Annotated in this window: 11 protein-coding genes; 10 read left to right on the top strand and 1 reads right to left on the bottom strand. The window is 41.3% G+C overall.

The window, feature by feature from the left end; all coding sequences use genetic code 11:
- Positions 1–209: 209 nt before the first annotated feature.
- The 5 genes from V7K73_RS27885 (at position 210) to V7K73_RS27865 (ending at position 4,095) form a co-directional block, all read left to right on the top strand.
- Positions 210–518, top strand: coding sequence for a KGK domain-containing protein (locus V7K73_RS27885; protein WP_334885046.1), 309 nt, complete (start codon positions 210–212; stop codon positions 516–518).
- A gap of 150 nt (positions 519–668) precedes the next feature.
- Positions 669–1,412 carry a Uma2 family endonuclease gene (locus V7K73_RS27880; RefSeq protein WP_334885044.1) on the top strand — a complete coding sequence of 248 codons (744 nt, stop codon included), beginning with the start codon at positions 669–671 and terminating at the stop codon, positions 1,410–1,412.
- 259 nt (positions 1,413–1,671) lie between these two features.
- Entirely contained in the window at positions 1,672–2,289 is a 618-nt protein-coding gene (locus V7K73_RS27875; protein WP_334885042.1) for a Uma2 family endonuclease, read from the top strand.
- A 12-nt stretch (positions 2,290–2,301) separates the two neighbouring features.
- Positions 2,302–3,315, top strand: a complete 1,014-nt coding sequence (tilS, locus tag V7K73_RS27870; protein WP_334885040.1) for a tRNA lysidine(34) synthetase TilS — start codon at positions 2,302–2,304, stop codon at positions 3,313–3,315.
- Between the two features lie 363 nt (positions 3,316–3,678).
- Positions 3,679–4,095, top strand: coding sequence for an LGFP repeat-containing protein (locus V7K73_RS27865; protein ID WP_334885038.1), 417 nt, complete (start codon positions 3,679–3,681; stop codon positions 4,093–4,095).
- Positions 4,096–4,099: 4 nt separating this feature from the next.
- Here the strand turns inward: V7K73_RS27865 and hmpF are convergent, their stop codons facing one another.
- Positions 4,100–5,857, bottom strand: a complete 1,758-nt coding sequence (gene hmpF, locus V7K73_RS27860) for a pilus motility taxis protein HmpF (RefSeq protein WP_334885036.1) — start codon at positions 5,855–5,857, stop codon at positions 4,100–4,102.
- A gap of 380 nt (positions 5,858–6,237) precedes the next feature.
- Between hmpF and V7K73_RS27855 the strand changes: the two genes are divergently transcribed.
- The 5 genes from V7K73_RS27855 to V7K73_RS27835 form a co-directional block, all read left to right on the top strand.
- On the top strand, positions 6,238–7,416 hold the full coding sequence (locus V7K73_RS27855) for a response regulator (RefSeq protein ID WP_334885034.1): 1,179 nt from the start codon (positions 6,238–6,240) through the stop codon (positions 7,414–7,416).
- A 319-nt stretch (positions 7,417–7,735) separates the two neighbouring features.
- Positions 7,736–8,101, top strand: a complete 366-nt coding sequence (locus V7K73_RS27850) for a response regulator transcription factor (RefSeq protein WP_012412195.1) — start codon at positions 7,736–7,738, stop codon at positions 8,099–8,101.
- A gap of 13 nt (positions 8,102–8,114) precedes the next feature.
- Positions 8,115–8,645 (top strand): chemotaxis protein CheW, encoded by a 531-nt coding sequence (locus V7K73_RS27845; protein ID WP_334885024.1) that lies wholly within the window; start codon positions 8,115–8,117, stop codon positions 8,643–8,645.
- Positions 8,642–11,590, top strand: a complete 2,949-nt coding sequence (locus V7K73_RS27840; protein WP_334885022.1) for a methyl-accepting chemotaxis protein — start codon at positions 8,642–8,644, stop codon at positions 11,588–11,590. Before V7K73_RS27845 ends, V7K73_RS27840 begins: the two co-directional genes overlap by 4 nt.
- 249 nt (positions 11,591–11,839) lie before the next feature.
- Positions 11,840–14,908: Hpt domain-containing protein (locus tag V7K73_RS27835; protein WP_334885020.1), on the top strand; the 3,069-nt coding region annotated here is incomplete at its 3' end.

Genomic DNA, 14,908 nt, shown 5'->3' with positions numbered 1-14,908 from the left:
AGTGAGTGGAGTGTTTAAGTTGAAACGCACAGGAGTGCAGAGTTTTTCTTTGCTCCTACTCTTACGAGATCGCTAAGAGCGATTACGCAAGAAAAAAATTATTACTCATAATGACTAATGACTAATGACTAAATCTATAAAATCATCGTTTTATTTCGGATGAACTGTTATATCCCTGGAAAATATAGATTTATTGACAGGAGATTTTTATGGAAGATGGATTCGAGATACTAAACCATGATGAAGTTGTGTCTATAGAACCAGACACTTTTAATAAGTTAAATATTGCTAAAACTTTTAAAGTTCGTGATTTGATTACAGCAATTAAGGAATATATTGGAGCAGAAGAAACAGATGAAGTAAATTTGTATACGCAAGGATTAAATTGTGAAGTTTTGCAATTTAGTACTCAGGGATGGAAAAAAGGAAAAGTTAGACTTGCTTTAGAATTTTGTCCTGATGAATCTGAGTCACCACTTGATGAACTTTTTCAAAGACTCAAACAAGTAGAAAACTAATACCCAATTACTAAAAAATCCCCGATTTCTTAAATAAGTCGGGGATTTGATTCTCTTGATATTTGCAAATAAAATAGGATGGCTGAATTGCTATCAAAATTCATTAATAAAAGAAAGATGCCCTAATAACTGAAAAACGGTAACCCTATCATGCTAAATTACGATCCATTAGCTTGTTTGCCTTCATCTGAGGAACTGCCTGACTCTGACGATACGCCAGTGGATAATGAATTACAAGATTTAATTCCCGGTTTACTTAAAGCGCTTCTGGCGATCGCTTGGCCAGAACGCATGGATTGGTTTTTTGGCGTAGATATGGGTATTTATTATGACCCAGATTTACCGCCAATAGTACCAGATGGGTTTTTGAGTCTGGGCGTAGAGCGATTTTATGATGAAAACCTCCGTCCCAGTTATGTGCTTTGGGAAGAAAGGAGAGTACCACTATTAGCGCTAGAAGTAGTATCTCAAAAGTATCGTGGTGAGTACTCTACTAAAAAAGCAGAGTATGCGAAATTAGGGATTTTATATTATGTAGTCTATAATCCGAATCGTCGCCGAAAGCCACGGTTGGAAATATACAAATTAATTAATGGTGGTTACACTGCATTAGAAGATAGTAATCCCGTTTGGCTACCAGAGATTGGTTTAGGAATTGGCATGGAACGGGGAACTTATCTAGGCATTCCTCGCCAGTGGTTGTATTGGTATAACCAGCAAGGGGAAAAGCTTTTAACACCAGAAGAAGACGCAAAACTCGCTAAACAAGAAGCGCAGCAAGCTAAACAAGAAGCGCAGCAAGCTAAACAAGAAGCACAGCAAGCACGACGACGTGCTGAATTATTAGCAGAACAGTTGCGATCGCTCGGCATAGATCCAGATTCTCTGTCCTGAATTGCTATCAAAATTGATTAATGAAATAAAGCATAACAATTGCGATCGCCCGACATAGATCCAGATTCTCTGTCAAAGACTCATTACAGCAATTTTAATTTATTTAAAAAACACTCTCGCGTTCTTTTTTAGGCAACAGACACAAACCTGGAAACCCAGATTGAATCTGACTTTCAAAAATTCCGAATTACGTTAGCAATGTAGGAGCGTCATTATCAATTACAAATTACTTTAAGTCCTTTTTTAGCAGGCGAACAATATGGTTCAGACTCCAGTTAAAAAACTAAGTTTTGAAGAATTTCTAGAGCAATACCCTGATGGTGGCATTTACGAACTGATCGACGGAGAGATTATACCAGTGGAGGTAACTAGAGCGCATAAAAATGTGGCAAGGTTTTTAATGCTTGCCTTCAATGATGAAATTAGACGCTTGGGACTTGAATATATTGCTGACAAAGATATCATCATCAGGACGTTTACTGATGCTGGGCAAGAACAAGGCAGAAATCCAGATGTGAGCGTAGTTAGTGCATCACAGTGGAACAGCAATGTTCTTGCTTATGGGGCGCTGATTGAGCCGATTCAACTTGCTGTAGAAGTTACCTCAACAAACTGGGATGATGATTATGTTGACAAGGTAGATGAGTATCAGCGACTCGGTATCTCTGAGTATTGGATTGTAGATTATCTGGCGATCGCTTCTCGTGCTTATCTTGGTAATCCCAAACTCCCCACGGTTTTTGTTTACCAGTTGGTTGAGGGCCACTACCAAGTCGAAAAGTTTACCGGCAATGACCGCATTCTTTCTAGTACTTTCCCCCAACTAGCGTTAACTGTTAAACAAGTTATAGCTGCAAGTCAAATCCAAAAACTATGAGAAGTTCCCAAAATGGTATGGACTCCCATACACGCAAAAATCCATCGCACAATCCGATCGCGCCATTTATTTGAACGCAACCAGCGTCTATTAATCGCTGTCTCCGGCGGACAGGATTCTCTGTGTTTAATAAAATTACTTTTAGATTTACAATCCAAATGGGGATGGGATTTAGGTATTGCCCACTGCGATCATCGCTGGCGTTCTGACTCCCAAGCTAATGCTCATCACGTCGAAAATTTAGCTAAAACTTGGGGTACATGCTTTTATTTAGAAACAGCGATCGCTCCTATAAATAGTGAAGCTGCTGCACGCGATTGGCGCTATCAAGCTTTAAGTGCGATCGCTCAAGCAAATAATTATCAGTATATAGTTACCGGACACACCGCCAGCGATCGCGCCGAAACTCTCCTCTACAATTTAATTCGCGGTACTGGTGCTGATGGCTTACAAGCCCTAACTTGGCAACGCCCTCTAACTACAAGCATTATGCTAGTGCGTCCCCTTTTAGAAATTACTCGCACCCAAACAGAGCAATTTTGTCAAGAATTTAAATTACCAATTTGGGAAGATTCCACCAATCAAGATTTGCAATACGCCCGTAACCGCATTCGCCAACACTTAATACCATATTTGCGCGAAAATTTCAACCCCCAAGTAGAATCAGCCTTAGCCCAAACAGCAGAACTTCTTCAAGCAGAAGTGGAATATCTCGAAAAAGCCGCCCAGGAGTTGCGGTATGGGGCGATGAGTGAGGGAGATAGGGGAGAAATATCTTTTTCATCGTCCTCATCCCCCTTTGCTTTTCCCTTACGCTTAAATCGTCGAGTATTGCAGAAGGCACCATTGGCACTGCAACGTCGGGTGATGCGTCAGGTATTGCAGCAAATATTGACTGATGCACCCAGTTTTGAACACATCGAAAAATTAACGGCTTTAATTATAGCGCCCAACCGATCGCAAACCGATCCATTTCCTGGTGGTGCGATCGCTCAAGTACAAGGCGATTGGATTTGTTTTAAATAGTTAAGAGCTAATAAGTAAGTGGGTCAAATTAAATATAAAACCTCACCCTGCCTCCAGCTTCCCTCTCCAAAATATCGGAGAGGGATTGAGGGTGAGGTTTGATCTTATGTTTAATTACGCCTACCTACTTAGGGCTGAAGCCTAACTACAAATATTTTAGTGAAAAACTTTCTTAATAAAAAGACAAAATATTTAAAATAAGAGCTAAAGGGTTGATAGATATAGTTTTGAGAAAAAATATAGTTGCGGGTAATGGCATCTCAGTTAAAACACTGATTTTTTATGTCTAGACAGCAAACACATAAAATAACATAATCTTAACTGTCAGTTTGCTATCACGCTCATAAATACAAAAGAAGTTTTATGAAATTTAAAAAACTCGGTTTTGGATTATCAACACTTGCAACCCTCTCAGTGATTCCAATTTCAGTTGTAACGATGCCCTTAATGCTGAATCAGCCAGTGTACGCAGTAGCAATCTACGGAGCTATTTTTGATAAATGGGTAAGCCTGGGTGCTTATTCAAGCCCAGCTGGTTCTCCTACAACCGATGAACTGCCTGCTGCCAGAGGAGGACGGTACAATGAGTTCCAATATGGTTATATTTATTGGCTTCCCAGCTTGGGCGCACACGCTGTCTACGGAAACATTGGTGTAAAGTGGAACCAACTTGGGCGGGAAAATGGCTTGGGCTATCCCATTACCGATGAGCTTCCTGCTGATAATGGAGGACGATACAATGATTTTGAGAATAACGCATCAATAACTCCAAACTCCTAACTTGCTAAGACGCTAGTAATTGTGGCTGAGGCATCAAACTTTGGAGAGTATGACGCAACTGAGCGATCGCTTGGATTTGATAATCACCAGTTTCCTGGAATTGATCCAAAGATTCTCCAATTAAGAGCAGCTTTTGCCGTAATCCATCTAAAGAATCCTGAATTGGTTGTAGCGTTTCTTGATAAAGATTCACTCGACCACAGTATTCAGCAGTTGTTCTTCTTAGGGATAGCAAGTTTTCCTCCACCGCTTTCAGTTCTTGGCGCTTTTCATCCAAATCGTGAGTTTGATTGTCAATCATTCCCTGATTTAGCTCAATACCAGAACCAATCCGATCAATTTCACGTTCCAGCTTTTGAACTTCCTGTGAATATTGTTGTCGCTGGGTTTCAATTTGTAATAAAATCGGTTCTAAATTAACTTTATTACCCTCTTTTTCATCAACAACAGTATGTCCTTGTCGCCGCAGCAATACAGCTTGGTGTTGCTTGAGAAACTTTTGATGCTGTAACATATTGCGGCGTTGTCCCACCAAACTGGAGTTTAGCATCTGATACATGTCTTTTTCATCTGTTAATTCCAGTTCCAAATTGATATGGTCATGGTCAGATGCGTGATTTAATTTAGTTTGGAGTTCTTCTATAGCTTCTTCTTTATATTTCAATTCTTGTTCTTGATCGTGAACAAAGCTAGCGTCTATTTCTAACTTGTATTGCAAATCTTGGACTATCTTTTGCAGTTCTTCTAAAGGCATTTTCTCTAAAGCTTCTACATCAGCTTGCTGGCCGAGAACTACACCAGACGTTGCCGACAAAGAGTGAATCTGTTGATATAACTCTTCGGCGTTTCGTAGCTGCTCTTTGATTATCCGAGCATACTCTTGCTTGCTGTTAAAGTCTGCCGTGTTTATCTGCAATTGGGCTGTTTGCTGGACTAGAGAATTTTGTGCTTGTTGCAGTGCATTTTGGCGATCGCTAAAGGTTTGTGACAAACGCTCGACTTCTTGTTGCTGTTGTGCGATCGCACTTTTTTGCTCCTCCAGTTTTTGCCAGTGCGGGGTAAGAGTCGCTTGCTGCTTTTCGACCAATTCCAAGGCCAGATGCAGGTGTTCTCTGACTGTTTCCGTGGGAGCCACACGACTAGACAACCTATCGAGTAACTCACTCATTACCCGACCTTGCTCCTCATCTAAAACCGTCCCCTGTTGGAAATCTGTAAGACGTTCCTCCAAGCGGCGCTGCTCACCCCGCAAATGCTCCCAAGCGCCTTCCAATTCTAGGCGATTGCGCTCAACTTCTGTTTGTAACCGTTCAATTTCCTGGCGGGATGTGTCAACTTCTTGTTTTTGCTGCTCTTGTTGTTGCAACTCTTCCTCCAATAGTTGCAACTGTTCTGAGCGTACTTCCATGTCCATCTCACGGCGATTCAACTCTTGCGCCTGAAACGTCAGTGATTGCTTCCACTGATCAATTTCATCTTCCTTGAGCTTAAATTTCTCCAATTGGCGGGAAAAATTCTGCAAAATATTGACTAGTGGCCGCGCTGCTTCTTGAATGCGTTGCACTTGACGATTTGGATTCAGTTCAACCAGTACCAAAGCACCATCATTTAATTTGCTTGCGTCCTCAGCCGCAATCACTTCTTCTGACACAGGACTCCAATTCTGGTCAGTTCGCTGACAAGCTAGTAGTTTTAGTTCAGTTTTGCCACCGCCACTGAGTAAACCACCTTTCTGTTTTTGTAATTCTGCTAAATACAGCACACCGTTAGTCCTTTATTGATGCACTTAAAGTTTATGTTTTGGGATATACCTTAAATAATTCTGTTAACTTGTCTCACTGAACCAAAGTTTAGGAGAACAAGACCGACAAAACTATAGACGCGAGATATTACGTCTTGATACTTATAAAAGTGAGTTGGTCGCGCCTTTATATTTTGTACTGATGACAGTGATGATGACTTCCGTGTTAACACTAGCTTTGTCAAAGTGGATTACGAAAGATTAAACTTTATAGCTGAATCTATAGCAATTCTTCTTTGGATGCAACAGATTGTAGGGAACATTGGTTGTATGTGTCAATTTAAGCCCAAACCCATTTAAAAATAATATTAACGGCATTACAAGGAGTATTTTTTAGGTAAATGCAGGGAAATTTAAATGAAATTGATATTTGTAGTATCCTCCAATTGATTGAGTTGGGACAACGAACTGGACAACTATGGGTAAGAGCTACTAGCTCTCACCACAACAACAAACTGGGTGGAGAGGGAGCAAGCATTTATCGCCTCAAACAACAGTCTTGGTTCGTCTTTTTTCTCAATGGTCAAATTATCTATTGCCAAGAAGGTGAGAGTAATTTGTCCAGAATTAGCGATTATTTACCTCATTATCGAGTCGAGATGCGACTTAGCGACAAACAAATTGCCTCTTTACCATCAACCGACGCGCCAGAGTACGCCTATCTGTGGGCGCTCTTGGAGCGGAATATTATCAACCCCAAGATCGCTGGTAGTATTATTCACGGCTTGGTACATGAAACTCTCTTTGACCTGCTAAGTTTACACCAAGGGAACTTTATTTTCCATCAGAGTGCCGCACTTGCCCCGCAATTAAACACTTTCGAGATTGCGCCATTTGTTACAAAAATTACCAAGCAGGTGCAAGAGTGGAAGCAGCTGTATCCTCATATTCAGTCTCCAGAACAATTGCCAGTGCTATCTGACAAAGTTCATTTACAATCCTCGCTTCCAGAAGCAACCGTAAGTAAGCTACAACATTGGGCTGATGGTAAAACATCCTTGCGTCAACTAGCTCGGTATCTTAACCGAGACATTTTGACAGTTGCTAAGGCAATATATCCTTATGTGCAACAGAGTTGGCTACAACTGGTATATCCAGACAGTACTAAACCAGATGCCCACACTGATAACGAGGAATTGAAGGGAAAACACAGGGGGCGAATAGTATGTATTGACGATGCGATCGCCATCGGTGAGACTATAAATTCCATCTTACAAGCACAAGGTTATGAAGCGATCGCTCTCACCAATCCCTTAGAGGCACTGAGTCTGGTTTTTCAACTCAAGCCGGATTTAATTCTATGCGACATTGCTATGTCGCAATTGGAGGGGTACGAAGTTTGCGCCATGCTGCGACATTCAAGAGCATTTCGGGTCACACCGATTATCATGCTCACTGGTAAAGATGGATTTATTGATCGAGTCAAAGCTAGTATGGTCGGGGCAACAGATTATTTAACAAAACCATTTACAGACACTGAGTTACTTATGCTCGTAGAAAAATATATCAACAACCAATGAAAGTACGGCATTGAGAAATGGGCAGAATAATTTTAGAATCTTGATTTTGGATTTTAGATTGAAAAATCTAAAATCTAAAAGACGCTCAATGATTCGCTATCCAAAATTGAGGGGCATGGGCATATAAACAGATCGAAGATTTGTTGATCTATTAAAAGATCAGTTAAAAGATGTTATCACAGAGTCAGCCAACTTAGTAAAACGTCAATATCCAGGAAAATAGTGAGAACATACAATTAATTTATACAGTTAATACTTGCGGGGGAATCAAAGAATGTTCCAAATAGGAACGTCTACATCAGGGGGTAAATAGACACTTATGAGCACAGTTCTGATTGTGGAAGACAGTATCGCGCAAAGGGAGATGATTACAGACCTCCTGAAAGCAACTGGCCTAACAGTAACTCATGCCAGTGATGGATTAGAAGCATTGGAGGCAATTCAAGTAGCACCTCCCGATTTAGTGGTATTGGATATTGTCATGCCTCGAATGAACGGCTACGAAGTTTGTCGGCGCTTAAAATCCGATCCAAAAACCCAAAATGTCCCTGTGGTTATGTGTTCTTCCAAAGGCGAAGAATTTGATCGCTATTGGGGCATGAAGCAGGGTGCAGACGCCTACATAGCCAAACCATTTCAACCAACCGAGTTGGTAGGAACAGTCAAACAACTGCTGCGAGGATAAGGACAAAAACAATATGGTCAGCAAACCGGACTTTTTAAGTGGCAGTGGTCAAGACCATTTCCGACCAGAATTACAAGTAGAAAGTCCTGAAGGTGAGTTACATTTGAGGTTTTACATTCCCTCGCATCAGGAGTTTGCACTACAAGCAACTGGCATTCGGGAGGTAATTGAACTAAGTCCTGATAGAATCACCCCGATTCCTAATGCTTCTCCTTTACTTTTGGGTACTCTAAATTTACGAGGTCGAGTTATTTGGGTGGCTGATTTGGGTCAATTTCTTGGGGAAACAAGCGCATTAAACACGGATAGAGCTGAAATTCCGGTGATTGCCGTTGAAGAGCAAGACACAATAGTGGGTTTAGCAGTAGAGGAAATTGGTGGCATGGACTGGTTGGATGTCCAGAATCTCATGCCACCAACTAGTGTTCCAGATACTATGGCTCCCTTTTTACGTGGAGAGTGGTTATTAGATGCTAAAAACAATAAGTGTCTGCGACTGCTCGATCAAATGGCAATTTTACGGAGTGCTAGGTGGGCAGGATGAAATTGGAGGAGGAAATGGCAGCAAGTATTGATAATTACGAGCCAACATATCAACAGGCAATGACCGCCTATGTTCAAAGGAATTATGAGGTTGCCGCCACTTTAGTTGACCAAGTGGTGCAAAATTTACCAAATGACCCTAATTCCCATTTGTTAAGGGGTCACATCTACTATGTTTTACAGCAGTATGATGTCGCCAAAGAAGAATATCAACAGGTATTACACTTGACTGACGATCAAGAAATTATTGGTTTTGCCAATAATGGAATTGAGAATATCAATCAATATTTACAATCATTCGGTGGGGAGATTGATACATCAGATAGTCAAGAGCAAATCAATTCCCCAGAGATTTCTGATCCACTGGCATATAACGAACAAGAATTAGAACATTTAGGATATACTGAGGAGTTTGACAGCAATAATCTTGATTTGAACTTTTTTGGAGAGCATCAAGAAACTGTAAATCACAGTAAAGAAGTATCTTCCAAAAGCCCATTTAATATACCAACAGAAGATACTCTTGGAACAAGAAAAATATCAGATTCTTCTACAGCTTTTGGTGACGATCCTTTTGCCTTCAATGAAGAATTACACGAAGAAGAGTTAAATAGCAGCAATTTTGAGGAAAAAACAGAATTAGAGTTGCCTACTTTTTGGCAGGAAGATGTATCAGAAGAAAGTCACGAAGAATCATTAGAAAATACTCATTTTTCAGATACTGGGATAAATTCTGATTACGGAAATTCAGCTATTGACAATAATAACTCTTCATATTCTAATTCCAAAACTGGGAATCACGAGAATAATTTACCTGATTTGTTGAGTGAACCAAATTCTCCAGAGCCTAATTTTGGTAACTTAGAATATACAAACTCTACTTTAGGAGACGAAACTTTAATTCTTGTTCAAGAAGTTAAAAAAAGTGCGTCAAAAAATAACAATAGTCAATATAATTTCCCGGAAAACAAAGCACCGGATCGGTTGAAGTCAAAAAGTTTTGCAGCAGAAGAAGGCTTTGTGCCAGATTTATCTGATGAGGCTTCATCTTTTAGCAGCAATCTACCTAAAAAAGAAAAGGAGCTTAAATCAGGCGAAGTTATCGGTAAAAATAGCTTTGATGACGATGATAATTTTGATATGGAAGCATTTGAGTCTGCCTTTGGCTCAGAGGGGTTAAGCCCTTATGAAGACTCAAACAATATACTGAATGGAGAAAATTCTAAGAGCAATATAGAATTTTTAGATGACTTTGAAGAATTTGATGATTTAGGTAATATTCCAGGATTTGACCTGCTCGAAGGAGATTCTCACTTCGGCGAGGGAGCAATGCATTCTGCTTCATCAGAAATCACCAGTGGCAGTGGACGCTCTCCAGTCGTGGAGGCTTCTGCAAGTAGTGCAGCCGATCGCGAAGAGGAATTATTCACCATGACTGGTTCTCATGAAGGAGTTCCAGTCTTTAGCCAAACAGATGTCTCAAAACTAGAACCCAGCGTCAGCGTTGAGCAAGGATGGTTAGCACCATTAGAAAATGCCTCCATAGAAAGGAAACAATGGTTAATTGCTGGAAGTGTGGGCATTGTCTCGGCGCTGGTTGTAGCCACAGTTAGCTTTGTCGCTACCACATTTTCGCCAGCCCAACAACGAGAATCAGTACGAAACACAGGTTGGGCAATGTCACTTGCAGCTGGGATTGCAGGTTTTGCTACCGCAGGCGTTATGGGGAATCTTGCACTCAAACAAATTCGGCGCACAACGAACGATCTCCAAGCTCAGTTTGAGGCTGTACGTCAAGGAAATTTGAATGCTCAAGCCACAGTATTTTCCGAAGATGAATTGGGACATTTAGCTACTGGCTTTAATGAAATGGCGCGGGTAATTTTCACGACTACAAGTGAAGCCCAACGGAAAGCCGATGAACAAGAGGAAGCCAAAGAAAACCTGCAACGCCAGGTAATTCGCCTCTTGGATGATGTGGAAGGTGCTGCTAGAGGGGATTTAACAGTCCAAGCTGAAGTTACAGCCGATGTATTGGGAGCGGTGGCTGACGCTTTTAACCTGACAATTCAAAACCTGCGGGATATTGTACAACAGGTAAAAGTGGCGGCGAAGGATGTAACAAAAGGTGCAACCAACTCTGAAACTTTTGCTAGAGCCTTATCTAGTGATGCTTTGCGCCAAGCAGAAGAATTGGCGGTGACGCTAAATTCTGTACAGGTAATGACTGACTCGATTCAACGGGTAGCAGAGGCGGCGCGGGAAGCTGAAACCGTTGCTCGTGATGCTAGCACGATCGCTCTTAAAGGTGGCGAAGCAGTAGAAAATACTGTGGCGGGGATTTTAGAAATTCGAGAAACCGTTGCCGAAACCACTCGAAAAGTGAAACGGTTAGCGGAATCTTCTCAAGAAATTTCTAAAATTGTGGCGTTGATTTCTCAAATTGCTTCCAGAACAAACTTACTGGCACTCAATGCTAGTATTGAGGCGGCAAGGGCAGGAGAAGCTGGACGCGGGTTTGCGATCGTCGCAGACGAAGTGCGCCAGTTAGCAGACAAATCTGCTAAATCCTTAAAGGAAATTGAACAAATTGTGATGCAAATCCAAAGCGAAACAGGCTCTGTAATGACCGCGATGGAAGAAGGCACACAACAAGTAATTAAAGGTACAAAATTGGCAGAAGAAGCCAAGCGATCGCTCGAAAACATTATTCAAGTGGCGAATCGCATCGATATTCTTGTACGCTCGATTACCAGCGACACTGTAGAACAAACTGAAACCTCCCGCGCCGTCGCTCACGTAATGCAATCAGTAGAACTTACCGCCCAAGAAACTTCCCAGGAAGCACAGCGAGTTTCAGGTGCCCTACAACATTTAGTAGGTGTATCCCGTGACTTGATCGCCTCCGTTGAACGTTTCCGAGTGGAAACTACCGAAACCAGGTAACAAAGTTAGGAGTTAGGAGTGAGGAGTTAGAAATAAAAATCATAACTCACATCTCATAACTCATAACTGGGAAAGTTAGGAGTTAGGAGTGAGGAGTTAGAAATAAAAATCACAACTTACATCTCATAACTCATAACTGGGAAAGTTAGGAGTTAAGTGTGAGCAGTTAGAAATAAAAATCACAACTCACATCTCATAACTCATAACTCATGATTCATAACTCATAACTTATAACTCATAACTTTTGCTATGCTGCCGGAACAACAACAGCGGATTTTGGGTTACTTTATCGAAGAAGCCAGGGATCACCTGAATACCATTGAGCAGGGCTTGCTGAATTTAGAGAGTACCCTGAACGACCCGGAAATGATCAGTGAAGTCTTCCGGGCGGCTCACTCCATCAAAGGAGGAGCGGCGATGCTTGGATTGACTAGCATCCAGCATACCTCTCACCGTCTAGAAGATTGTTTTAAAGTTCTCAAAGATAATCCGGTTCAGATTGACCAAAAGTTAGAGTCTTTATTTCTCGGTGTATCTGATACCCTAAAAGCCCTATTAGAACATTTGAGCGGCCCTTATGGTCTTTCGGAAGATGCAGCTAATACTTTGATGTCAGAAACTGAGCCGGTCTTCCAATGGCTGTATCAGCATCTGGAACTACTTGTAGAACAAGGAAAAAATGGAGTAGCTAGCACAACAGAACTACAAAGAACCTCTCTAGAGAATGTCTCTACACTTACAGAACTTTTCCTACGGCGAGATATTCCCAGTTTGGCAGAAGACACCAATCAGGAATCTCCCGAAATATCGTTGTCGGTAGCACCCCAAGAGGTGCGAAACAACGCTGCGCTAACGCCAGTAACCGCCCAAGAAAATAATAATTGGGGCGAATTTCAAGCCCAGGTGCTGCAAAGACTGCGGGAAATGTTGCAATTGTTTAAGCAAACAACAACACCCTCAAATCGACAAAACCTTCAGGAATGCTGTTACCAGTTAGTCAGACTTGGGTTAACTTGGAACTTGTCCAAGTGGTGTGGTTTGTGTCAAGCAGCAGCCAGTGCGATCGGTAATCCTGAAAATACCTATCTGACGTTAGCTAAAATTGTCATTACCGAAATCAAGCAAGCTCAAGAATTAGTCCTGCAAGGTAGAGAACCCGAAATTGCAATTAGTCACCAACTAGAAGCGCTTTTGAACTTTGCAGAAATTGAGTTATTAGAAGTTACCACAGATTTGTTTAACGAACAGTCTGGGCCTTTGACAAAATCATCAACTGCCTCAGAGCCAATTCTATCGGGTAAGACTGAGCCGTTAGTCATAACTAACCTAGCCCAAACAACTGAAGAACTTAATCTAGACGAGAAAACTAGCGATCGCGCAGCCTCTTCTCTACCACAAGCTACGCCAACGAGTCCGCCAGCGTCCGGCTACGCCAACGTCAAGAGCGATCGCCCCTATGTTCAACAAGGGACACCACTAAACGCTGCTACTCACACTAGTCTTAGTTTCACCACACATGACGAAGTGCATCCAATCAGTAGCAATCTTGACCTCAATGGGCCAGAGGTAGGAATAGCTGAGTTAAATACTCTTGCCGATTTATTTGAGGGTGAAACTCCCGAACTAGATGAAAGCTGGCATCAAGAAGAAACCTTAGATATTGTTGCTACGGATGATTTTGGGATTGATTTTAGCAGTACTGACGCTAAAGATGCTCATAGCGATTTATCCGATTTCCTCTCTTTTGATCAAGGCACAAGCAACGAGCAGCACCCAACAACCGCAGCCACGACAGAAGATTTATCCCTGTTATTTGGCGAAAATTTCCTAGAAAAAGAGAACTCAGAACCGCAAAATCAACAAACATCTGCTACGACTTTAGAGTTAAGCGATATTAACCTACTTGATCTAAATTTAGACTCTTCTTCCCAGGATTTACAAGAATTTATTGATATTTCTAGCGATCCAAACCTGCCTGCTGATGTCAACAAAAACGATGTAGCTGAAGATTTATTGACACTGGCTCTAGATGATGATATACAACTTTTACCTACAGGCGAAGTAACTCAACCAGAAACAGAGGCGAACGCCTTTGTGGAACCATCTACCAACCAACAAAACACTTTTGATAACTTATTCTTAGAAACTAGAAATGCCAATTGGGTAGAAGAAATTACCCCTAGTGACTACATAGAATTAACCCAGGAAACAGGCTTGTCTTTAGACAACCTATTTGCTGAAATGGAAGAACAGTCACTACTGTCTACAAGTGAACCAGAACTCAGTGATTTATTTGATACATCTCCAGCAATAGCACCTGAGTTTTCTGAATCAGAAAATGATCTGAGCAACTTCTGGAACCAGGAAACCACAGAGGAACAGTATGAATTCGATTCCTTAATTGAGCAAAATGTGGAGAGGGCGTTAGAGGAGAGTTTGTTTGCTGCGACTAATGACATTTTTGGCGATAGTCAGCAGCTAATACCTTCTCCTATAAACAGTTTTGACATAGAAGAAGATTTTGATATCAATTTCCAGCAGCAAGAGGAGCTAGATTTGATATTATCATCAGATTCTGAAGATGATTTATTTGATGAGTTAGCAGCGAGTAACTCAACTATTTCCCCTGCAATCACCGATCGCATACAGCCTTCCCCGCCGGAAACGCCTAATTTAGCGCAGCATTTAGGGGAAGAAATTATCAAGCGATCGCAACAACCAGAAGCTTTAGATTTTGTTCCAGAATTTACTAATCAGCCCCCAGAGATATCTGCTGTTGATCTGGAACTTGATTCATTCAACCCTTTCGATGAAAATCCACAACTGCTGTTTGAGGATATAGCTACATCCACCTATATTCAGATGGAAACCACAGATAATCTGGATATATCGACTATAGAAACTTCTATAGATAGCAGTTTTGGGGAAACTTCAGATTTAGCATCACTTCAATCACAGCCAGATGATTTATTCGGCTATTTCGATGAAAATCCACAACTATTGTTTGAGGATGTCGCTACAGACTCCACAGATAATACTGTGGATATATCAGCTATAGAAAATTCTCTAGATAACAGTTTTGGAGAAACTTCAGATTTAGCATCACTTCAAGCAGAGCCAGATAATTTGCTCGGTTTCGATGAATATCCGCAACTGCTGTTTGAGGATGTCGCTACATCCACCTATATTCAGATGGAAACCCCAGATAATCTGGATATATCGACTATAGAAAATTCTCTAGATAACAGTTTTGGAGAAACTTCAGATTTAGCATCACTTCAAGCAGAGCCAGATAATTTGCTCGGTTTCGATGAATAT

This window comes from Nostoc sp. (assembly GCF_036916975.1).
GTDB lineage: Bacteria > Cyanobacteriota > Cyanobacteriia > Cyanobacteriales > Nostocaceae > Nostoc.
Note: the sequence above shows the minus strand (reverse complement) of the source record. Positions and strands in the feature narration are given on the sequence as shown.

What these genes read in the sequence shown, in the direction of transcription:
- tilS (WP_334885040.1), top strand. Translation starts at nt 2,302, where the DNA reads ATGGTATGGACTCCCATACACGCAAAAATCCATCGCACAATCCGATCG.
- V7K73_RS27840 (WP_334885022.1), top strand. Translation starts at nt 8,642, where the DNA reads ATGAAATTGGAGGAGGAAATGGCAGCAAGTATTGATAATTACGAGCCA.
- V7K73_RS27845 (WP_334885024.1), top strand. Translation starts at nt 8,115, where the DNA reads ATGGTCAGCAAACCGGACTTTTTAAGTGGCAGTGGTCAAGACCATTTC.
- V7K73_RS27875 (WP_334885042.1), top strand. Translation starts at nt 1,672, where the DNA reads ATGGTTCAGACTCCAGTTAAAAAACTAAGTTTTGAAGAATTTCTAGAG.
- V7K73_RS27865 (WP_334885038.1), top strand. Translation starts at nt 3,679, where the DNA reads ATGAAATTTAAAAAACTCGGTTTTGGATTATCAACACTTGCAACCCTC.
- V7K73_RS27855 (WP_334885034.1), top strand. Translation starts at nt 6,238, where the DNA reads ATGCAGGGAAATTTAAATGAAATTGATATTTGTAGTATCCTCCAATTG.
- V7K73_RS27880 (WP_334885044.1), top strand. Translation starts at nt 669, where the DNA reads ATGCTAAATTACGATCCATTAGCTTGTTTGCCTTCATCTGAGGAACTG.
- V7K73_RS27850 (WP_012412195.1), top strand. Translation starts at nt 7,736, where the DNA reads ATGAGCACAGTTCTGATTGTGGAAGACAGTATCGCGCAAAGGGAGATG.
- V7K73_RS27885 (WP_334885046.1), top strand. Translation starts at nt 210, where the DNA reads ATGGAAGATGGATTCGAGATACTAAACCATGATGAAGTTGTGTCTATA.